This window comes from Sinorhizobium psoraleae, assembly GCF_013283645.1.
GTDB lineage: Bacteria > Pseudomonadota > Alphaproteobacteria > Rhizobiales > Rhizobiaceae > Sinorhizobium > Sinorhizobium psoraleae.
Genome location: NZ_JABEKV010000007.1, coordinates 1,593 through 22,056 on the forward strand (window position 1 = coordinate 1,593; position 20,464 = coordinate 22,056).

The following is a 20,464-nucleotide window of genomic DNA, read 5'->3' on the forward strand; positions in this document are numbered from 1 at the left end:
CTGGAGAGGCTGGAGAGGCTGGAGAGGCTGGAGAGGCTGGAGAGGCTGGAGAGGCAGGATACGGAAAAATGTGCTACGCCCTTTTCCTGCAATCGAGGGACGAGCCCTCGATCATCTGACGCAAGCGCCAGTAGGGGGCCAACGGCCAAATGGATGACGGGAAATTCAACGCTCTTCTCGAGCCGGCAAAGAAAGATCGCACTGTGCATGTCCGCGTCACGGGTGACGAACATGCGGCGATCGAGAAGGCCGCCGAGGATGCCGACATGACGGTATCCAGCTTTTTCCGGTCGCTGCTTCTGGAAGGGGCAGGGGTTCGGCCGATGCTGACCGGCGATGACCGCCTGGTCATGGCGGCTCTTCTTGAAGACATGCGGATGATCGGGATCAACCTGAACCAGGTTGCGAGGGCGCTCAACAGCGGCCGTGGTGTCCACCCGAGCGAATTGGACATCAACCTGGAGAACGTGCAGCGGGTTCAAGCGGCCGTGATGAGCGAGCTGCGTGCTCTGACGCGGCGAGCTGGTTATCAGCGTCGAGGGGAGAAGTAGCCTTTGGAAATCTTCTTCGGCGCATTCACCAGCGAATGGGAGCAGCGGCGCGCAGCGCTGCTGCACGAAATGTCGTCTGGCGGGCGAGGCGCTTCGGCAGAAGAAGAGATGCGAAAGCGCCTGAAGCAGTTGGCTCAACTCGGCGCTGCAGGTGGCGGCGGAGGCTCGGGCGGCGCTTCGGGTGTTCATGGATCCGCATCGAAGGGGAGGGGGGCTCCTCGAGCGCAGGCGACGTCGGCGACGACGGTCGCCCGCCCGATGGAGGCGCGGCTAGCGGCCATCGCAAAGGGAAGCCAGCCGGCAGTCGTCAAAATCGCGTCTTATGGCGGCGGTGCTCGGGTCGGTGCGATGCTGAACTATGTGTCCCGTGGCGGCGAGCTGAAGGTGGAGAATGAAAGCGGCAGGATCCTCGAGGGGCGGGAGGAATTGGCGCGCATCCGTGGCGATTGGGACCACCTTTTTCAAAACCGCGCAGAAAGCCGCGACATTGGCAGTTTTTCCGTCGAAATCGCAGCGTCCGGCTTTGCATCGGACGAGGCATTGCACGAGCAGGTGAGGATCACCCTCACGAGCGGCTTTGGCGACCGGCGCTATGCCTATGCGATTGCGAAAAACGAGGGCGGCTCGGTGAGCATTCAGGGACTCGTCGTATTGCGAAGCGGGCAGGGGGAACGGCTGACGGGCGACGCGAAGGCGGCTGGCATCATCCAGGGCCGATACGACGCCAGCGCGGCCGCGGGCGAGGCTGCTGCGAAGTTCTCCTTTCATGGCCACGGAAATGGCGTCGAGTTCGGCGCCAGCCGCTTGCGCGGGCTGGTCGATCGGCATGACGACGTCCGCGACGATCGCGGCCAGCCGATAGCGAATGAGAAGAACGCGGGCGACCTAGTGCAGAAGGAATGGCGCGGCGAGCTCCACAGCCGCAAAAGCCGCGACGTGATGCACGTCATCATGTCGGCTCGGGCCGGAACCGATGTCACCGCCTTCGAAGCCGCGGCTCGCGACTTTCTGGCGCATCAGTTTGCGGGCCACAGGTATGTCTTCGCCATGCACGATCCCGCCAGCGATCCGAAAGAGGCAGGGGAGGGGGGTAAACGTCCGCATGTGCATGCCCATGCCATCGTGGCGATGAAATCGGATTCCGGTGATCGAATCGAGACGACGCCTGCCGTGTTTCGCGAATGGCGATCGGTGATGGCAGAGAGGGCGCGGGAGCACGGCATTCAGATGGAAATGACGGACCGGCGCGAGTTTGCCACCTCGCCGGCATTCACGCGCACCCAGGTCCGGCCGGTGAGCCGCGAAGGCCGCACAGAGCATGTCGGGACGAGCGAGGCGGCACAGGCGCGATACGACGCCAAGCGTAGCGGCCGACGTACGATCGCGAAGAGCGATCGGAGCCGGCAGTACATCATAAAGGTGCAGGAATCGTGGCAGAAGGTCGCTCTGGCGGGTGGTGATCGTCAGACCGTGGCCTATGCCACGCAGCATCAAAAGTATTTAGAATCAAGCGTTTCGACAGCGCAGACGGAAACGAGCGGCACTGTCATACGCGCGGATTTTGGATCGAACTTCCGCATCAATTTGGCTACATTGCAGGAGATGGTTTTGGAGGGTCAGGAATTGCGCGAAATGTCACGAGCAGAGTTTGAGACCTACGAGAAGAAGGTCGAGACGGCCTTGTTCAAGTTGGAGCGGTCGGTCTCGGCAGACGATCGGGCGGACTTTGACGAGATAGCCGGCCTGGCCCGAGATTTCGTCAATCAGAAGCCTGAGCTGGTGGACCTCTACGAGAAGCGCAAAGAGGCATTGGCGGAGCAAGGTAGCGAAGCGCCTCGCAGCGAGCCGCGTGATCCGGCCAACGACGAGTGGGACGCTGCGGTCGCCAAGCACGGCGAGGCTGTTGTTGAGGCCGGCAACGAGGCCATGATCGAAATCGAGCACTACCGAGAGGGACTTGATCAGATCGAGGCCGGCGAGTTTTCGGCCGACCGCAAGGAGGGAATGCAGGCCGGGCTCAATCAAGCTTTGGGGCGGGCTGCGCAGTTGGCTATCGAGGGAAACAGTTACGTTCGGGAAGTTGCCGAGCAGGATCGTGGCTTACAACGGGCAATTCAGCAGGAGGAAAACAAGTCCGATCGTCCGGAGGATGTGAAGGACAAGGCACCGACGAATGCTGAGACAGTCGACGAACAGCAGCGGGATTTGCGTGCCCAGCAAGAGGATCGGCAGCCGATTGACGACGACGCGCGAGCCGTTCACGAGCTGGCTTCAGCCGTCGATGCTACAAATCGCCTGCAAGATCGTCTAACTAAGGATAAGGAAGCCGCTCAACCCGGCGGAGAAGCGACACGGACGGACCCTGCACAACAGCATATTCCTCGACTCGAGGACCTTGAGCGGGAGCAGATGGAACAGAGGGAACGCGACCGCGACGACCGGGATCGCTAAAGGGACATGCTGAACGATAACCGCCACAACACGTCATCCGGAGCAACGACCCCAAAGGCGACGAAGGGTTCGGGAAGTTCTTGGGTGTGATTATCGAGTTTGTGATGTTTTTAGGCGTCGTCCAGGTCGTCTATGACTCGGCTATAGCATGGTATCGCGACATGATCGTTTGGCTCGATGATACCGCAACCTATCTTGCCGGCTTCTGGCCCTTCTAAGCTCACTTCTTTTTTCGAGATCGGCGTCTATCGCGCCGATCTTATCGCCCGGACCTGACTGCTTTGGGTGGTGAACAGACGTCGAGAAGAAGATCCCTGGCCGCCCGCTAGGCGCGACGAAGCCGCCGTTCAGGGTGACGCCCGCGAAATTGGGGCGTTGTCGTTATCGCTGCGTGACGAGAGATCTGCTGAGATGCTATGAAATGATCCAAGCCGAGACCATCTTACGCGCAATGGCCCGGCAACCAATTCCGGCATAACTCAATCATCAGCCCGTCTACCCCGCGGGGATTTTATGCTTTTGGCTGATAGGGTCTGATACTCGCCGCTGTCCTCGTGACCGGGTTTGATTCAGCAGCGAGTTCGTGATTCGGCACTTCCGGTTGTCTCCTCGTGCTCCAATATCGTCCTTCCTGTAAATGACGTTGCGCAAATCCAGGGCCTGTCCCTCGCGCGCTTTTTGGTCGACCAGTGCCTGCCACCCCAACGAAGCGATATGGTTAAGTTCGATAATCGCCGCAGTCAGTAATGCGCGGCATGCTTCAATGTGATGCCGACAGACTCTGGGATCGTGCGCAATTTACGGGGCAATGGACAGGGTGTATTCTTTTCCAGAACCGCGGTGGCGACGTTTGATCGGCAGGAAATTCCTTTTGACTGCGTGCAAGCCGCCCGGAGACACAGCGATGAGCCTGACGCGACGTCATATGCTGGCCAGCACAATCGGGACAGTGGCATGTGCGGTTGCCTTGCTGGCGCCGAAGCATACCCGGGGAGCGGATGAGGTAGAGGACTTTCTCCTCCGTTTGACCGGGCGGAAGGCAACGCCTTCGAACCGGCTTCGCCTGGTGATGCCGGCGGAATTCTCGACCGGTTATACCGTGCCTATGAGCATCTCGGTCGATAGTCCGATGACCGAGGCCGACCACGTCAAATCGGTCCGTGTATTCGCTCCGAAGAACCCGCTCGTCGAAGTGGTACAGTTCCATTTCGTTCCCGGGCGCAGCCTTCCCCGCGTCTCGACGCGCGTCCGGCTAGCCGCCCCGCAACATGTGCTGGCACTTGCCGAGATGAGTGACGGTAGCCTGCTGATGGCAAAGGCCTGGGTGACGGTCGCCACCAATGGCTGTCTCTGAAAGTTACGCAAGGAGGTAGGCGTGACCACTCCCATACCCCGCGTGATGGTCCCAGGCTCGGTGGCAAGAAACGAGGTGTTCACGGTCAAGGCCATCATCCAGCACCAGATGGAGACGGGGCTGCGCACCGATTCCGCAGGCAAGACGATCCCACGGAAGATCATTAATCAGTTCGTCTGCCGCTACGGCGGGCTCGAGGTCTTCCGTACCGATCTGCACGAAGCCGTCTCGGCCAATCCGTTCCTTGAGTTCCAGTTGCTCGCGACGGAAAACGGTCGCCTTGAGTTCTCCTGGCGGGAGGACGGCGGCGCGACTTATTCGCTGTTTCACGATATAGTGGTCACCTGACATGAAGCGGAAACGGGCGGCCGGGATTGTCTCGCGTGCGAAGGGTCTCGCAGCCGAAATCCGGTGGTTGCTTAGTCTTTTGCTTTCCGCGATCCTGTTTTTTCCCGAAAGTTCCGCTCCTGCGGACGTCAGCCAAGGCGCGCAGATCGCCGCGACCTGCGCGTCCTGTCACGACCCGACTGGCGGCGGGCAGGCCATCCCGCCGATTGCAGCATTGGACGAACAGGCTATCGTGAAAGCCATGCTCGCCTTTCGTGCAAGTGAAAGCCCCAGCCTTGTGATGCATGCGGTCGCATTGTCACTCAGTGACGACGAACTGGCCGCAACGGCGCGCTATCTCGCTAACAGAGCCAACGCCGGGAGGCAGCCGTGACGGATTGGACGCGTCGCCAGATCGGCGGCCTGATCGGAGGAGCGCTGCTGGCGGTGGCTGCACCACACGTTGTTCGCGGTCAGGGACGGGCTAAGGTTGTAGTGATCGGCGGCGGCATCGGCGGCGCAACGGTTGCCCGATACCTCGCGGACATGAAGTCGATTGACGTTACACTGGTCGAACCGAACCCCACCCACGTCACTTGCTTCTTCAGCAACCTCTATCTTGCCGGTCTTCGCTCGCTCGCATCCCTGACCTTCGACTTGGAGACGCTGGCCGAAGGCCGCGGCATAACGATCATTCGCGACAGCGCGGTGGCGATCGACCCCGCAGGAAAGATTGTCGAACTTCGCGGCGGCACAAAGCTCGCCTATGACCGCCTCGTCGTCGCCCCGGGGATCGCCTTCAAGTTCGGCGAGATCGAGGGCTATGATGAGTCTGCGGCAAAGATCATGCCGCATGCCTGGATTGCCGGACCCCAGAGTGAACTGCTGCGCCGGCAACTCGAAAGCATGGACGACGGCGGTGTGTTCGTTATCGCTGCGCCTCCAAACCCGTTCCGCTGCCCGCCGGCCCCATATGAGCGGGCCTCGCTGGTCGCCTACTATTTCAAGCAGTTCAAGCCGAAATCGAAGATACTCATTCTCGACGCGAAGGATAAGTTTTCGGGTCAGGAACTGTTTCAGGACGCGTGGTCGCGCCACTATCCGGGCATGATTGAAAGGCTACCGTCTCAGTTCACCGGGGCAATCAAGGCCGTAGATGTTGCGGCGCGATCGGTGGTGACAGAAGGCGAGACGTTCAGGGCGGCGGTCGCCAATATTATTCCGGCTCAGAAGGCGGGGCTCATCGGCGAGAAGGCAGGTCTCACTGACGCATCCGGCTGGTGCCCGGTCGATCCTGTGACGTTCGAGTCGACGTTGCAGCCCGGCATCCATGTCGTTGGCGACTCAATTATCGGCGGCGACATGCCGAAGTCCGCCTTCTCTGCCAACAGCCAGGCCAAAGCATGCGCTTTTGCCATTGCGGCTTCCCTCACGGGCTCGCCTCAGTTTCCGCCGCACCTGTTCAACTCGTGCTACACGTTTCTAGCGCCCGACGACGCTTTCACCAATGCTCTCACCTTCGCACCCGAGGGCGGAAGGATAAAAACCGTCAAAATGTTCATCAGCAAGGTGGGCGAGAGCGTTGAAGCCCGCCGCCGCACCGCCCATCACGCCGTGGGCTGGTATTCCGCCTTCACTGCGGACGTGTTTGGCGGAGGCTCCTGAAGGAATACCTGAACCTGCCGACCAGCGATCTCTGGTGGATCCGGGTCTGGCAGGCACTGGAGCCGCATCGCATTCGTAACGTTCGATCCGGCCATGACGTTCGAACAGCGGCCGCCTTAAAACTTGCCTGGCTGCAGCACCGAACCAGTGTTGGACCATGTGATGTACGCTTCGAGCGCCTTCATTGCCTCGGATTCCGGATCGATCTTCACACCCTGGTTCGGCTTCTCGATGCACCAGTTGATCATGTCGCGGAGGGTAGCGAACTTAGCGATCTGCGCCTGGAACTTCGGGAAGGATTGGGGGTGTGTGTCGGACGCCATGGGATGACACATCGCGCAGGCCATGCCAGTTTTCGAGAGGTCGTCGGCAACACCTAGCTGCTCGGCCATCTTCTGGTCGCCATGGAAGAGAAGGTCACCCTTCCTGACCTCTTCCATGAACACTTCTTGGTAGAGCTTCAGCTGCTCCTGCTTTACCGGATCTTTATGGGCGCTGGTCGGTCCCGCGAAAACGGCGGCAATGGCAATTCCCCCCACCAAGCCGAAGCGCCGCAGTGAACAGCGGATTTTCGAATGGGTTGTCATGACCCTCCCTCCGCTAACGATATGGCCACATGTTGTCGGCGATCCTCGGGCGAATAACCTCCGAAACATGCTTGTCATGGTCTTCCGGGGACTGCACGAAGACTTCCTTGCGCCCCCACATGATATATTCCGTCTCCAACTGGTCGTTGGCCGCCACGTCGATCTTGCTCCAGCCAACACCATCATAAGGATCGCCGGGGTCGACACGAATCATAGGCTTGGTGAGCTTCGGCAACCCCTCCGGCGCATAGGGCCAAGGCCAGGACGTCGCCAACATCCCAATCGAGCGCAACGTCCCGATCTCGTTGTAGAGGACCTGGTGCACGTGACCGTGAATGTTCGTGACCTTGGCATAGGGTTTCAGCACCTCATGGACTTCACGCCAGTCACGCACCCAGAAATTCCACGGCGGATAATACTCGTAGAGGGGGTTGTGGCTGAAGATGACGACTGGGCGCTGCTTGTCCCAGTCGGCGAGGGTCTTTTCCATCCAGTCGAGCTGATCCCGGCCGACGCCCGCCCATGGTCCGGCGACGGTGCCGTCGAGTGTGGCCATATGGCCCATGCGCTCCTCGGGCGTCATGTTCTTGGCCGTCCAATAGTCCGGTCCGCGGCTGACGGTGTCGAGGCCAATGAAGCGCACACCCTTATGATCGAAGGTCCAGTTGGGCTGGCCAAACAGCTCGCCCCATTTCTTGCCCATGTCGAGGTACCAATCGTGCTCGCCGGGGATGTAATGTTTCGGGATCTTGATCTCCTTCAATAGGTCGACGCCGAGTTCCAACTCCTCGATCTTTCCAAGTTGGGCCAGGTCACCACCGAAAATCAGGAAATCGGCCGGCGGATCCATCGCCTGGACTTCTTGGGCCGCACGCACCACCTTGTCTACGAAGCGTGTGTTCAGGGATCTTGGATAGAGATGGGTGTCGGAGATCCAGGCGAACTTGAAGGGCGTCTCGGCCGCGTGCGCGATGTCGAGCGTGTTGAGCAGCGGCCACCAGGCGAAGGCCTGGCCGACAGTTGCCGCGCCGAATACCAGGGATCCGTGAATAAAGGTGCGGCGGGTAATTTTCAGTGAGTCGTCGGGCCGAACCCCTTCGGGTTGCAGTACCGAATGCATTTCGCGACGTATGCGATCAAGCTCGTCGGACATGACGAATCCTCCTCTCAGGCCGAAAAGAAGAACTCGGCCCCACAGAGGCAGACATGGCATGCAAGCCAGTCAGTGCTTTTCTTGTTCTTTTTTACGTTTCTCACGCCGACGCGTTTACTCGTGCTACTTCTTCTTAAGCTCGATATCGAACTTGGTGGCTTTCCCGCCCTCGACTTTAACGGGCATTTCCGTGGGTCCGATAAAGGGCTGCACTGCCACGAGCTTGTAGTCGCCCGGCGGAATGTCAGTGATGGAAAACTTGCCGTCAGCGCCGGTAACTGCGTAGTAGGGATTGTCCACCACGTAAATCCAGCCTTCCATCCAGCCATGCGCGTCGCAGTCGATGCGCACCGTGCCCGGCCGCGGCAATTCAACCGGTATGCGCTGACCTTTGTTCGGCAGGGCCAGGTTAAAGGCGGTGCGCTTGCCGTAATAGCCGTGCGTGTTGTGAAGCATCGGGTCCGAGTTGATCACGTCAAGCGGGCCTGCGGCGATCACCTGCACTTGGGGTTCGAAGCGGCATTTCAGGTTGTTCAGCTCGGGCGTCTTGCCGGGTGCCGGCCATTCCTTTCCCGACGCGACGTCGACCAGATATACAACCGCGCTTTCGACCGCCTGATCGGCGCCAACGCGGATTAGCGGTTCGTCCCGGGGTTGCCCGCAAACCTCAACATCCTTCGTCGGAATGATCTTGGTCGTCGGGACGTCGCCGCGATAGACGATGACGCCTTCAATGGACCCGCCTCCGGTTACGGCGCTTACCTCATAGGATAGGGCCGGCGGTGCGATCATCATAACCGCAGCAGTTCCAAGAAATTTAGAGAAGAAGCGGTGCTTTGTCACAGCAAGCCTCCCTCGCCTTGAAGGAAACGTTGTATTTTCATTCAGAATGATTCTAATATCAAGGCGAAATCGCGATTTTGGCAGGGCTGGCGACGAATGTAGATAGACGCCAGCGGGAAACACCCGGCCGCGTCATATCTCTACGTGTCCATTGCAAGGCTGAGCTATCGGAGCAGTTCTTCGGCCTCGCCAGGCATCCGGTTCGCATCGCCGCTGAGAGCGTGCAGCGAAGTTGGCCCGCGATGAGGAGGCACGACATGAAGAGGCGGAACGATCTGCTTTGGGCTTCGACCTGCAGACGCGTGGTTCTCCATGGATTGATTTCGGCTGCGGTATTCGTAAGCACCGTGCCTGGATTCGCAGCGTCGCCGGTCACCGTGGGTGGACCGTTCAGTCTCATCGAACCGGGTGGCGCCGTAGTGAGCGACGCGAAGTTCCGCGGCAGATGGATGCTAGTCTTCTTCGGTTACACCTCCTGTCCGAGTCTTTGTCCGACGACGCTGAGCGAGATTGCCATCGCTCTCGACAGGCTTGGCCCCGAGGCAGCGAAGGTGCAGCCAATCTTCATCACAGTCGATCCCGAACGCGATACGCCCGCTGTTATGGGGCAATATACCGGCGCCATCGACCGGCGAATCCTGGGACTGAGCGGAAGCGGGGAGCAGATCGCCGCGGTGGCGCAGGTATATGGCGCTTACAGCGACCGCCATCTGCAGGGAACAGGCGCCGACTATATCGTCGACCACAGCACCTACATCTACGTCATGGACCCTCAGGGCAAGTTCGTTCGTGGCCTGCGGGCCGGAATGTCCGGTGATTCCATGGCCGATATGCTGCGGCAAGTGATGACGAAGCATCGCGAGTGAATCGTCAATCGGTTGCAACTCGGAGACAAGGAGGCCATGTCTGAACGCTTGTCTCCCCCTCAAAGGTTCGTGACAGCTCGATACGATCGCTTCTTCGCCGACGCGACGGCCCAACTCCATGCCGAGCATCGGTACCGCGTATTCGCAGACCTCGAACGGATCGCCGGGATTTTTCCGCGCGCAATCTGGCACGGACCGAGCGGGTCGAAAGAAGTCGTTATCTGGTGTTCCAACGACTATCTAGGCATGGCGCAACACCCGAGTGTGATCGGCGCCATGACTGAAACCGTGAAGCGTCTGGGGACGGGCGCGGGGGGCACGCGTAATATATCCGGAACCAGTCATCCGCTGGTCGAGCTGGAAATTGAGCTCGCGGATCTTCATCACAAGGAAGCAGCGCTGGTCTTCACCTCAGGATATGTGTCAAACCAGACATCTATCCCCACGATTGCGAAGCTGGTCCCCGATTGTGTCATCCTCTCGGATGCGCTCAACCATAATTCGATAATCGAGGGTATACGGCACTCGGGCTGCGAAAAGCGGATCTTCCGTCATAATGATCTCGGCCATCTCGAGGAATTGCTGAGGACGGCCGGGCAGGGGCGGCCGAAATTAATCGTGTTCGAAAGCCTCTATTCGATGGATGGAGATATCGCTCCGATCCGCCACATCTGCGATCTTGCCGAATGTTACGGGGCCATGACTTACCTCGATGAGGTCCATGCCGTCGGAATGTACGGCCCGCGCGGTGGCGGCATCGCCGAAAGGGACCGCGTCATGCACCGGGTCGATGTTATCGAAGGAACGCTTGCCAAGGCGTTCGGCTGCCTTGGTGGTTACATTGCGGGAAGCGCCCCGCTCATTGACGCAGTGCGCTCCTACGCGCCGGGATTCATTTTCACCTCAGCTTTACCGCCGCCAATTTGTGCCGCGGCGACCGCCGCGATCCGCCATTTGAAGGTGTCGCACTTTGAGCGATACGCTCAACAGGACCGCGTCAAGCGAGTGAAGGCGGAGCTAATCGGGGCGAGGCTGCCCGTCATGGCCAGTGGCAGTCACATCGTTCCAGTGCAAGTCGGCGATCCCGCGAAGTGCAAGTCGGCGAGCGACATGCTGCTCGCGGAGCATCGCATCTGCATCCAGCCGATCAACTATCCTACCGTCGCGAGGGGAACCGAGCGGCTGCGCATCACGCCCTCTCCGTGCCATGACGACATCATGATCAGCCAACTTGTGGCCGCGCTCAGCAAGGTTTGGGATGAACTCGGGCTGCCACGCGAAAGTGCCGCCCCTGCGGCGGAAAGAAGAGACACCGCGTAGCCCTACAAGGACCGAGCGAATTAAAAAGCGTCATTGCGTCCTTCGGTCATCCGATGCGCGACGCAAGAAAGGGAGGGAGACATGACGGCCAAGGAGATCAGGCTCGCTTTCCAGGCCCGCGATAGCATGCTGCATGGCATTGATACGCTTGCGCGCGCTGTGGGCGTGACGCTTGGGCCGCGCGGTCGAAACGTAGCCATCAACCGCTCCTTTGGCACGAAAATCACCAAGGACGGTGTGACGGTCGCGAGGGAAATCGAACTTGAGGACAGGTTCGAGGATATGGGTGTTCAGTTGCTCAGGCAGGTCGCCATCAAAACCTCCTATCAGGCGGGCGACGGAACGACGACAGCGGTGGTCCTCGCCGACGCAATCCTCAGGGGCGGTGTGCGGGCGGTCACTGCCGGCATGAACCCGATGGACCTGAAGCGCGGGATTGATCGTGCGGTCGAGGCGGTCGTCGCGGAGTTGAAACAGAATGCAAGAGCTGTCGCTTCAAACGTCGAGATCACGCAGGTCGCCACAATTTCGGCCAACGGAGATCGGGAGATCGGCCACATCATCGCCGAGGCGATGGCGAAGGTCGGCAACGACGGCGTGATTATGATCGAAGAAGGGAGGTCGCTCGAAACCGAAAGCGAAGTCATCACTGGCATTCAGTTCGACCGCAGCTACATTTCTCCCTATTTCGTCACCAATCGAGACAAAATGCGGGTGGACATGGAAGAGGCACTTATCCTCGTTTGCGAGAGGAAGCTGTCGAGCCTTAGCGAAATTTTGCCGCTTTTGGAGAAGGTGGTACAGGCTGACAAACCGCTTCTCATCATCGCCGAAGACATCGAGGCTGAAGCCAGGGCGGCGCTTGTTATCAACAGGCTCCGTGGCGGCCTCAAAGTGGCGGCTGTCAAGGCGCCGGCCTATGGCGAGCTCCGCAAGGCGATCCTGCAAGACATTGCACTGCTCACCGGCGGAACGCTTATCTCAGAGGATCTAGGTCTTAAGCTCGAGAGCATATCACTCGACCATCTCGGGCGTGCCCGCAAGATTACGGTAGACAAACAGAATACCACGATTGCGGAAGGAGGCGGGTCAAGCGGGGAAATCGCTGCGCGGATCGCTGCGATCAAGGCACAGCTCGAACTAAGCACGTCCGACTTTGATCGCGAAAAACTTCAGGAGCGGCTGGCACGGCTCTCCGCCGGGATTGCCGTGATCCGAGTCGGCGGCGCGACCGAGTCGGAAGTCAGGGAGAAGAAGGACCGTATCCGCAACGCCATGCATGCCACCCGTGCCGCCGTAGAGGAGGGCATCGTGCCCGGCGGTGGCGTCGCTCTCCTGCGCGCAAGCAGGGCAATTGGGACTCTGAAGGCCGAGAACCTCGACCAGCAGGCCGGCATCAACATCGTCAGGGAAGCCATAACCTGGCCGGCGAAACAGATTGCGTCCAATGCGGGCGTGGATGGCTCGCTCTTCGCCGCCCAGATTCTACAAAAAGATGACTATGGATGGGGCTACGATGCGCAAGCCGGAACATTTTGCGATATGTTGGTGGCCGGTATTGTCGATCCCGCCAAGGTCGTGCGCACAGCACTTCAAGGTGCCGCCTCAATGGCCGGTCTCATGATCATGACGGAGGCGATGGTGGGCGAGGTGCCTGGCCCGCCGCCGCCCGAGCTTCCCGGCCACCACGATCACGAGGACAATCTCGACATTGATTTCTAGCTCCTCCCGCCGGTTCAACGTGGTAGAGCTCTTCCGTGACAGGTTGGAGGCCGAGAGAAGGTTTTCGGCGCCGTCATGGAGCAGGTTTGCCGGTGTGCAACGCTGTGGGGTTCCGCCATCGCCCAATTCCCCGATTGCATAAGAATTATGTCGAAGCGCGATGGGCACCGATCCCGCTCGCATCGTTCTCACGACTCCCGTTCAGGAAGGTCGAAGTTGAGCTGCAACATTCGCGCAATGTTTATCAGAATGGTCTCGCAGACCTTATCTTGATTAGGATCCAGATATTTGACAGTCCAGTTTGCCCCGTTCTCCTTGGTGTCGAGCCGCTGAATCACAAAATCGGTGACGTGCTCGCATCCCGGCTCCTTATGAAGATCCGCGAGGATCAATTCCTTGAGCTCCGAAGCTTCCTTTGTATGTCTTTGCATGGCCGCTCTCCTTCCGGATGGCAACTTTCAACGCATCGCTCAACTGCATAATCGCGATCTCCGTCATGGCTAGACATGATACTGTTTTGGCTCTATTTTTAAAAGTTGCCCTCGTCCTCATGAAGGAGGTGGCTTCTATGACGATGAGCGGGTTACTGGTGCATCGAGAAGCCGAACCACAGCGAGAAGATCGATCTTGAATCGGAGGCGATGAAGGCGCTCAAGGCGTACATCACCTGGTCGAACACCGGCTCGGTGTTGGTGCCACGCAAATACTAGTTTAGTTGACAGACGGGCACCGGCTGCAGGGAGCGCGCCGCGAGTCCGACATCGGGGTCATCCCTCGATGTCGGAAGGGTGGGGTTGAAGCAGTCGTCGTGCGGTCCAGAACCGCGCGGGGGAGGTCTATGCGGTGGCAGAGACTGGGGTGGAGCTGCGCGGCAACTTCGCGAATGTGGACCTGGATGCGCTGGTCGACAACCGAGTCGTGCGGACCTGGCTTTATTTCGGCATGTTCTGGCTGATGGTGACGCCATCCGTCGGCGTTTTGATCTCGAGCACCTTCAACTATCCCGACTATCTCGGATCGGGGAACCTCGAGCTCACCTTCGGCCGGCTGCGCCCGGTCCACGTCAACGGTGTCATCTTCGGCGCCTTCTCGACACTTTTCATCGGCCTTTGCTACTATCTCGTGCCGCGTCTGTCGGGGGTGCGGGTGATATGGTCGGAGTGGTCGGTTCTTCTCGCATGGGTCTGGAACGTCGCAACACTGGCCGGTTTGGTCGGCTTGCTGATCGGCGACAGTGACGGTTTGGAAGCCGGAGAGCTTCCGCTCTACGCGAAGGTCGCTTTCTTCATCGTGGTGGCTATTGCTACCGCGCAGTTCCTGATCACGATTAGTCGAAGGCTCGAGCCGGCGATCTATGTCGCGCTATGGTACCTGATCGCTACTTTCGTGTGGACGACGATGAACTTCGTGCTTGGAAGCTTCATCCTGCCGTACACGATCTCCGGCATCAACAGCGCCGCCTTCCATGGTCTCTATCTCCACTACATCGTCGGCCTATGGCTAACACCCGCAGGCTACGTGATCATCTACTATTTCCTGCCGGTCAGCGCCCGAAATCCGCTCTATGCCCATAAGCTCTCGCTGGTAGGCTTCTGGTCCCTGGCATTGTTCTACCCGTTCGTCGGCATCCACCATTACCTCTACAGCCCGATCGCCGACTGGGCCGAGACCTTGGCCGTTGTCACGTCGATGCTGCTGATCATTCCGGTGTGGACGGTGCTGGTGAACTTCTTCGGCACCATGATGGGCAAGTGGCATGAGTTCGGCAGGAACCTGCCGGCGAAGTTCCTGATCATGGGCTCGCTCATGTATCTCGTCGGCTGCTTCCAAGGCTCGACCGAGGCGCTGCGGCAGCTGCAGCAGCCGACCCATTTCACCGATTTCGTCATCTCGCATTCGCACCTCACCGTCTTCGGCACCTTCGTCGTCTGGGCGATGGGGGGCCTCGTCTATACTTGGCCACGGCTGTTCGGGCGCGAACTCTGGTCATTCAAGCTCGGCAACTGGTCGTTCTGGCTGATCACCGTCGGCATCGCGACCATGGGCCTGGTCCTCACAGCGGGCGGGCTGCAGCAGGGTTATCAATGGATGAATGGGGTCGAATGGCTCGATTCGCTCGTCTGGGTGAAGCCCTACTGGCTGGCGCGGACCCTGTCAGGCATCAGCATGGATATCGGCATGTCGCTGCTGGTGGTGAACCTGATGCTGACCGCACTGACCAGCCCGGCGGCTGAAGCGCGACGCGTCCGCGGGCCGGTGGAGCCGACTGTCCCGGCTCCGGCTGGAGGGCTTGCACGGTGAACGTTCGCTTCTTCGCGCTGTTCGCCGGCGTCTTCTGCATCACCCTTGCGGTGATCACGCAGGGCGTGTTGCCCTTCGTGGAGCCGTCCTCGCGAACTACGCGCGTGACCTCGGTGGTGCGCACTGATTTCGGCCAGCTGAAATGGATGGTTTCAGAGGCGACGGACTACACCGAGCAGCAGCTTCGCGGCCGCAACATTTACCTGCGCGAAGGCTGCTGGTACTGCCATTCGCAATTCGTGCGGCCAGTGACCGGCGAGATCCGCCGCTGGGGACCGGTCAGCGAGGCGGGCGAATACGCCTATGACGTGCCGCACCTGTTTGGCACACGCCGGATCGGACCGGACCTGACGCGCGTCGGCCTGAAATACAGCGACGAATGGCACCTGGCGCACTTCTACGATCCGCGAATGCTGGTGCCGGACTCGATAATGGCGCCGTATCGCGGCCTCTTCCACGAGCCCGACGCAACCGTCCGTATCGTTGACGATGGCGCTGGCAATCGGACCCCGGAAAGGACAGAGGTCACTGAAGGCCTGTTCGACTTTGACAGCCAGCAAGCGATCCAACTGACGCCGAATGCGTCCGGATTGCTGTTCGTGCCGCTGAAGGCGCGCGAAAGAAAGCCGATCATCCTGACGCCGAACGACGAATACACAGGAGAAACCGTCAGCATCGTGGCGGAGACGGAATCGGTGGCGGCGCTCGTTTCCTACCTCCAGAAGCTTGGCACGAACCGGGGTAAATGGCGTGACCTTTTCGAGCCGCAAAGCCTGGAGGTCATGGATGCGACGATGCCGCGCTCCGAGGAATGGATTGCTTATGGCAAGGAAGTCTATGAGCGCCGCTGCATCGGTTGCCACGGTGCCAAGGGCGACGGCAACGGGCCGGCCGCCACCTTTTTGTATAACCAGCGGCCCAGGGATTTCACGTCAGCAGTCTTCAAGTTCAGGCTGACAAAGGAGCCCCTGCCGACGGACGGCGACATGCTGCGCACCATTACTCGCGGCATCCGCGGCACGGCAATGCCCCCTTGGTACGAACTGCCGCTCAACGATCGGCTGGCGGTGATCCAGTACATCAAGTATGAGCTAGCGGTTGACCGTTCCGATCCCGCCGCTCCTTACGCCTTCTTCGTCGAGGAACCGCCTGGCCCACCGTTATATATCGGGCGCCCACCGACCCCGTCCCAGACGATGCTAGAACGCGGCAAGGAGGTCTGGCAGGCGGCGAAGTGCTGGGAGTGCCACGGCCAAGAGGGCAAGGGCGATGGCGAGAAAGCCGCCGGTCTCAAGGATGACCTCGGCTTCCCGATGGTGCCGGCCGACCTCACCAGCGGCCAGTTCAAGTCTGGCCCGGCCGTCGAAGACATCTTCCGGACGATAACTACCGGCCTCAGCGGCACGCCGATGCCGTCCTATCGGAATGCCTTTCCGGACGAGGACCGGTGGGCGCTTTCCTATTTCGTGGTGGCGCTTTCCGCCTATAAAGACCCGCTCTCGCTGCAGCCGCTCTCGATTACGAAGGAGGCCCGCGGGGCGCTGAACGATTTGGAACTGGTCGCTGACAAGCCTGAGCGAGCCTATGTGCCCGATCCGTCGGTGCCGGCGTCGGGCCCGCCAGCGCCGCCTGGAGAGGAACAGACACCCAGCGGAGGTTAGCGCATGCTCGGTTTTGAAGTCACCGGACCCTATGCGGGCGCCATGTTGATGAGCCTAGCGGCCCTGTTCTTGTTCATCTGGGGCGTCCTATCCGGCGCGATGAGCGGCACCGACAATGCCGCCAAGCGGTTTTTTGAAAGGGAAATGGAACATGAGCGATCTGCAGAGCAGCGATCCGGAGAGCCCGAGGCATCCGGAACTGGAAGTGCGTCAAAGCTCGCACCCTGAACTGGAAGACTATGCCGGCGGCCTGATACAGGCGCGTGTGGGATTCATTCCGCGATGGCTTCTCGTCGTCTACGTGCTGCTGTTCGCCTGGGGTCTGTATTACATGTATGTTTATTGGGGCGGGCTCGGCCCCGGCCGTCTGTTCTAGGAAGACTGTCGCAAGGGCCGGTAAGACAGGAGTGATGGAGATGTTGATAGCCAAAATTCTCCTTGGGGTCGCCGCACTGAACCTCCTATTCCTGGCCTTCGAGGTGGCGATAAACGTGCTTCGTCTTTATTTCGGCTGACATAGGAGAGGCGGATGCTACAGGACACCGTCTTCAAGCTCGCTGACGCCGGCTTGCCGCAGATGCTCGGATTCCTCATCTATGGCGGCTGCACCGTCGGCTTCATCATCTATCTTTTCTATCTTGTGCGGCAATAGCGGCGCAGCGAAAACGCCAATGATCTACTACCTCATGATCTTCGCCGCTGGATTTGCAGGCAGCTTTCATTGCATCGGCATGTGCGGCGGCTTTGCCTGCGCGCTGGGCCGCGATCAGCGAGGCGGAGGCGCAACCGTCCTTCGCCACCTGCTCTATAATACCGGCCGATTGACAACCTATTGCTTTCTGGGCGCGCTCGCGGGTGCGATCGGTCAGGTCATCTGCACCACGCAAGGTCAAACGGCGGCGCCGCTCTTGAACGGCTCCCTCGACATCGGCCAACGAATTCTCGCGATCGTCGCTGGGCTGCTGATGATTGCCATGGCGTTGCAGTTCTTCGGCTTGCTGCAGGTCTTTCATCGCCTTACGATCGGATTTGGGGGCAGTACATTCGCATTGTCCCTGCGCGGTCTGTTGACGGCCCGGAGCAGCGCCGCACCGCTCGCCTTTGGCGTTTTCAACGGCTTCCTGCCATGTCCCCTGGTTTATGCCTTCGCCGCCCAGGCGGCGAGCACCGCCGGAGCGCTTCCCGGGTTCCTCGTCATGGCATGGTTCGGACTGGGAACCTTCCCCGCGATGCTGATGATGGGCGGCGTTGGCCGAATACTCGGGCCAGCCTCGCGGCGGCGCGGCGTGCGGCTGGCTGGTGGCTTCATTCTTTTGCTCGGTCTCATCACGCTCGGCCGTGGTCTCCTGCCTAATCACGCGCAGCATATCGGCCTTGCCTGGCTGAACGGACATCCCGCATGACTGCGCATGACGATATCCTCTGTAGCCATTGTTCGCTGCCCGTCGGCCTGCGCCCGACGGAGCGCAGGCTCAACGGTGAGGCTTGCGCGTTCTGCTGCTACGGCTGTTGCATCGCCTTTCAGGTGAAGAGCGGCAGGCACGAAGAGTGGGAAGCCGCCTGGCTGCTGATCCAGCTCGGCGTGGGAGGCTTTCTCTCCATGAATATCATGATGTTCAGCCTCCTCCTCTATTCGGACGCGTTTACCGGTGTCGATGCGGGCGTGCTGCCGTGGGTTCACCTTTTGCTCTGGATCTTCGCGACGCCGGCGGTGGTGATTCTCGGCGGACCCTATCTGCGCGACATTTGGCACAATGGCATTCAGGGACGAGTGACGTCGTCGGCACTCATCGTCCTTGGCGTCGCCGCCGCTTACCTCTATTCCGCATTTGCCGTGTTCGAGGGCAGCACGCATGTCTATTTCGACACCGCCGTGATGGTGCTGATGCTATTCACCGCTGGCCGCTATCTCGAGGCTGTTGGCCGCGCAAGGGCGGCGCGCGACCTCGAACCTCTTCTGGCTGCAGAAAGCGAGCGCGCGACCGTGGTCGAGGGCGCGGCAGAGATCCGCCGTCCGGTGCGGGAGGTGTCGGCCGGCATGCTGGTGCGGGTCCGGCCAGGGGAGCGCATTCCGGTCGACGGCGTGGTTGTCGAGGGGGAATCGAACACCGATGAAGCCGTGATTACCGGAGAAAGCAGGCAAGTGATAAAGGGCGCCGGCTCCAAGGTGATTGCCGGCAGCGTCAATATCGACGGTCCGCTCCTGATCCAAAGCAGCGGTGACGGAACCGCAACCCGCTGGGCTCGGATTTGCCGGTCGGTGCGCGAAGCGCTGGGCCGTCGCAGTCCAACCCAGCGCCTTGCCGATCGCGTCGTTGGCGTGTCCGTGCCGCTCGTCCTCGCCCTCGGCGGTCTGACGGCCGTTTACTGGGCGCAGTCGTTGCCGTTCGATCGGGCGTTGCTGATTGGCCTCTCGGTACTGGTGGTTGCCTGTCCTTGTGCCGTCGGCCTCGCTGCTCCGATGGCGACATCACTCGGCATCGGCCGGCTGGCGCGGCACGGCTGCCTCGTCCGCGACCCCGGCGCGCTCGAAACCCTCGCGCGTGTACGGTTGCTCGCCTTCGACAAGACCGGCACTCTGACGGCAGGCAACGCGCGTCTCGTCGGCGTCGACCGCGAGGAGGTCGGCATCGACGAAGTACTGGCACGGGCCGCCGGTCTGGAGCGCCTTTCCGAGCACGGTCTGGCGCGGGCCATCGCGGCAGCCGCCGCTCAGCAGGATATCACGCCGCTCGTCACCCGCGATGTTCGGACGGTTCCAGGCCGCGGCATCCGCGGCAGCGCCGAAGGCCGGCCCGTGGCGGCAGGGAACGGCAGATTGATGAATGATCTGGGCTGGCCGCTTCCCCCGTCGCTGGCCGAGCGTGCGCGATCGCTGGAGGCGAGCGGTCATTCGGTGGTCTATGTCGGTTGGGGCGAGCGGGTTCACGCCGTGCTGTCGCTCGATGACTCACCGCTTCCAGAGGCGCAGGCCGCGATCGCGTCCCTGCGTGCGCGCGGGCTCGACGCCACACTGTTGACCGGCGACTTGGCGCAAGCGGCGGAGCGGATCGCGGCCCTGGTTGGAATCAAGCACGTTCAAGCGGGCCTTTCGCCGGAGGCCAAACGGCTGGCCGTGGATCGGCTCCGCCATGACCACGGTTCGGTGGCTATGGTCGGCGATGGACTGAATGACGGGCCGGTTCTGGCCGCCGCAGATGTCGGTATCGCTGTCGGCTCCGCCACCGATCTCGCCCGCGAGACTGCGGCGCTCGTGCTGCCTCCGGATGGATTGTGGATGCTGCCCTGGATCGTCGACGTGGCCCGCGCGGTCCGCAGGACCATTCTCACCAACCTTATGTGGGCGTTCGGCTACAACCTCGTCGCGCTGACGTTCGCAGCGTTTGGACTTCTGCAGCCAATCCTTGCGGCGGTGGTCATGGCCGGCTCGAGCATCCTCGTTGTGGTGAATTCGCTGCGGCTGGAGCGGCTGCCCGACCCTGTTCCAGCGTTGATCCCTGAGCAGCGATCCGGCACCAAAGCGGAGCGTATCGACGACGGCACCGGCATTGCCGCAATGGCCGGCCCGGCCGTCGAGCGGAGTTGAGTTTCAGCCAAACGCCTCGTGCGTGTGGGCGTCATACGAGCCTTCGGCCGCGCTCAGCCTGCCGCCGGTCCGATGAC

General features: G+C 60.7%; 19 protein-coding genes and 1 pseudogene. 16 read left to right on the forward strand and 4 right to left on the reverse strand.

Going from position 1 to position 20,464, the window contains the following annotated elements:
* The first annotated feature begins 149 nt into the window (after positions 1-149).
* The 7 genes and pseudogenes from ILFOPFJJ_RS27895 to ILFOPFJJ_RS27925 all read left to right on the forward strand — a co-directional run bounded on the left by ILFOPFJJ_RS27895 (position 150) and on the right by ILFOPFJJ_RS27925 (position 6,348).
* Positions 150-551, forward strand: coding sequence for a plasmid mobilization protein (locus ILFOPFJJ_RS27895; protein ID WP_127518991.1), 402 nt, complete (start codon positions 150-152; stop codon positions 549-551).
* Between the two features lie 3 nt (positions 552-554).
* Entirely contained in the window at positions 555-3,002 is a 2,448-nt protein-coding gene (locus ILFOPFJJ_RS27900) for a relaxase/mobilization nuclease domain-containing protein (protein WP_173513817.1), read from the forward strand.
* A 6-nt stretch (positions 3,003-3,008) separates the two neighbouring features.
* Positions 3,009-3,220: pseudogene (locus tag ILFOPFJJ_RS36285) on the forward strand (hypothetical protein).
* 686 nt (positions 3,221-3,906) lie between these two features.
* The gene (locus ILFOPFJJ_RS27910) at positions 3,907-4,356 is read left to right on the forward strand and encodes a thiosulfate oxidation carrier protein SoxY (RefSeq protein WP_173513818.1); all 450 of its coding nucleotides are present in this window, start codon (positions 3,907-3,909) and stop codon (positions 4,354-4,356) included.
* A 45-nt stretch (positions 4,357-4,401) separates the two neighbouring features.
* Positions 4,402-4,704 carry a thiosulfate oxidation carrier complex protein SoxZ gene (gene soxZ, locus ILFOPFJJ_RS27915; RefSeq protein ID WP_173513938.1) on the forward strand — a complete coding sequence of 101 codons (303 nt, stop codon included), beginning with the start codon at positions 4,402-4,404 and terminating at the stop codon, positions 4,702-4,704.
* Between the two features lie 79 nt (positions 4,705-4,783).
* Complete coding sequence (locus tag ILFOPFJJ_RS27920; protein WP_246299839.1) at positions 4,784-5,077, forward strand: c-type cytochrome; 294 nt, start codon at positions 4,784-4,786, stop codon at positions 5,075-5,077.
* Positions 5,074-6,348 (forward strand): NAD(P)/FAD-dependent oxidoreductase, encoded by a 1,275-nt coding sequence (locus tag ILFOPFJJ_RS27925; protein ID WP_173513820.1) that lies wholly within the window; start codon positions 5,074-5,076, stop codon positions 6,346-6,348. Before ILFOPFJJ_RS27920 ends, ILFOPFJJ_RS27925 begins: the two co-directional genes overlap by 4 nt.
* Positions 6,349-6,464: 116 nt before the next feature.
* On the opposite strand, the gene ILFOPFJJ_RS27930 is transcribed toward ILFOPFJJ_RS27925, so the two are convergent.
* The 3 genes from ILFOPFJJ_RS27930 to ILFOPFJJ_RS27940 all read right to left on the reverse strand — a co-directional run bounded on the left by ILFOPFJJ_RS27930 (position 6,465) and on the right by ILFOPFJJ_RS27940 (position 8,931).
* Positions 6,465-6,935 carry a c-type cytochrome gene (locus tag ILFOPFJJ_RS27930; protein ID WP_136509897.1) on the reverse strand — a complete coding sequence of 157 codons (471 nt, stop codon included), beginning with the start codon at positions 6,933-6,935 and terminating at the stop codon, positions 6,465-6,467.
* 13 nt (positions 6,936-6,948) lie between these two features.
* Entirely contained in the window at positions 6,949-8,088 is a 1,140-nt protein-coding gene (locus ILFOPFJJ_RS27935) for a metallophosphoesterase family protein (protein ID WP_085025850.1), read from the reverse strand.
* Between the two features lie 123 nt (positions 8,089-8,211).
* A complete protein-coding gene (locus tag ILFOPFJJ_RS27940) occupies positions 8,212-8,931 on the reverse strand; it encodes a carboxypeptidase regulatory-like domain-containing protein (RefSeq protein ID WP_173513821.1) in 720 nt (239 codons plus the stop codon).
* 257 nt (positions 8,932-9,188) lie between these two features.
* Here ILFOPFJJ_RS27940 and ILFOPFJJ_RS27945 point away from each other — a divergent pair, with 257 nt between their 5' ends.
* The 3 genes from ILFOPFJJ_RS27945 (at position 9,189) to groL (ending at position 12,839) form a co-directional block, all read left to right on the forward strand.
* On the forward strand, positions 9,189-9,797 hold the full coding sequence (locus tag ILFOPFJJ_RS27945; protein ID WP_173513822.1) for an SCO family protein: 609 nt from the start codon (positions 9,189-9,191) through the stop codon (positions 9,795-9,797).
* A gap of 36 nt (positions 9,798-9,833) precedes the next feature.
* Positions 9,834-11,117, forward strand: a complete 1,284-nt coding sequence (hemA, locus tag ILFOPFJJ_RS27950; protein WP_173513823.1) for a 5-aminolevulinate synthase — start codon at positions 9,834-9,836, stop codon at positions 11,115-11,117.
* A gap of 81 nt (positions 11,118-11,198) precedes the next feature.
* Entirely contained in the window at positions 11,199-12,839 is a 1,641-nt protein-coding gene (groL, locus tag ILFOPFJJ_RS27955; protein WP_173513824.1) for a chaperonin GroEL, read from the forward strand.
* A 188-nt stretch (positions 12,840-13,027) separates the two neighbouring features.
* Here the strand turns inward: groL and ILFOPFJJ_RS27960 are convergent, their stop codons facing one another.
* The gene (locus tag ILFOPFJJ_RS27960) at positions 13,028-13,270 is read right to left on the reverse strand and encodes a hypothetical protein (protein WP_173513825.1); all 243 of its coding nucleotides are present in this window, start codon (positions 13,268-13,270) and stop codon (positions 13,028-13,030) included.
* A gap of 427 nt (positions 13,271-13,697) precedes the next feature.
* Here ILFOPFJJ_RS27960 and ILFOPFJJ_RS27965 point away from each other — a divergent pair, with 427 nt between their 5' ends.
* The 6 genes from ILFOPFJJ_RS27965 (at position 13,698) to ILFOPFJJ_RS27985 (ending at position 20,387) form a co-directional block, all read left to right on the forward strand.
* Positions 13,698-15,140: a cbb3-type cytochrome c oxidase subunit I gene (locus ILFOPFJJ_RS27965; protein ID WP_173513939.1), complete on the forward strand. Its 1,443-nt coding sequence runs from the start codon at positions 13,698-13,700 to the stop codon at positions 15,138-15,140.
* Entirely contained in the window at positions 15,137-16,801 is a 1,665-nt protein-coding gene (locus tag ILFOPFJJ_RS27970; RefSeq protein ID WP_173513826.1) for a cbb3-type cytochrome c oxidase subunit II, read from the forward strand. Before ILFOPFJJ_RS27965 ends, ILFOPFJJ_RS27970 begins: the two co-directional genes overlap by 4 nt.
* A gap of 151 nt (positions 16,802-16,952) precedes the next feature.
* On the forward strand, positions 16,953-17,177 hold the full coding sequence (locus ILFOPFJJ_RS27975) for a hypothetical protein (RefSeq protein WP_173513827.1): 225 nt from the start codon (positions 16,953-16,955) through the stop codon (positions 17,175-17,177).
* Between the two features lie 153 nt (positions 17,178-17,330).
* The gene (locus ILFOPFJJ_RS36055; RefSeq protein WP_013845677.1) at positions 17,331-17,453 is read left to right on the forward strand and encodes a hypothetical protein; all 123 of its coding nucleotides are present in this window, start codon (positions 17,331-17,333) and stop codon (positions 17,451-17,453) included.
* 19 nt (positions 17,454-17,472) lie between these two features.
* Positions 17,473-18,204: a sulfite exporter TauE/SafE family protein gene (locus ILFOPFJJ_RS27980; RefSeq protein WP_173513828.1), complete on the forward strand. Its 732-nt coding sequence runs from the start codon at positions 17,473-17,475 to the stop codon at positions 18,202-18,204.
* Positions 18,201-20,387, forward strand: coding sequence for a heavy metal translocating P-type ATPase (locus ILFOPFJJ_RS27985; RefSeq protein ID WP_173513829.1), 2,187 nt, complete (start codon positions 18,201-18,203; stop codon positions 20,385-20,387). Before ILFOPFJJ_RS27980 ends, ILFOPFJJ_RS27985 begins: the two co-directional genes overlap by 4 nt.
* Positions 20,388-20,464: the final 77 nt, after the last annotated feature.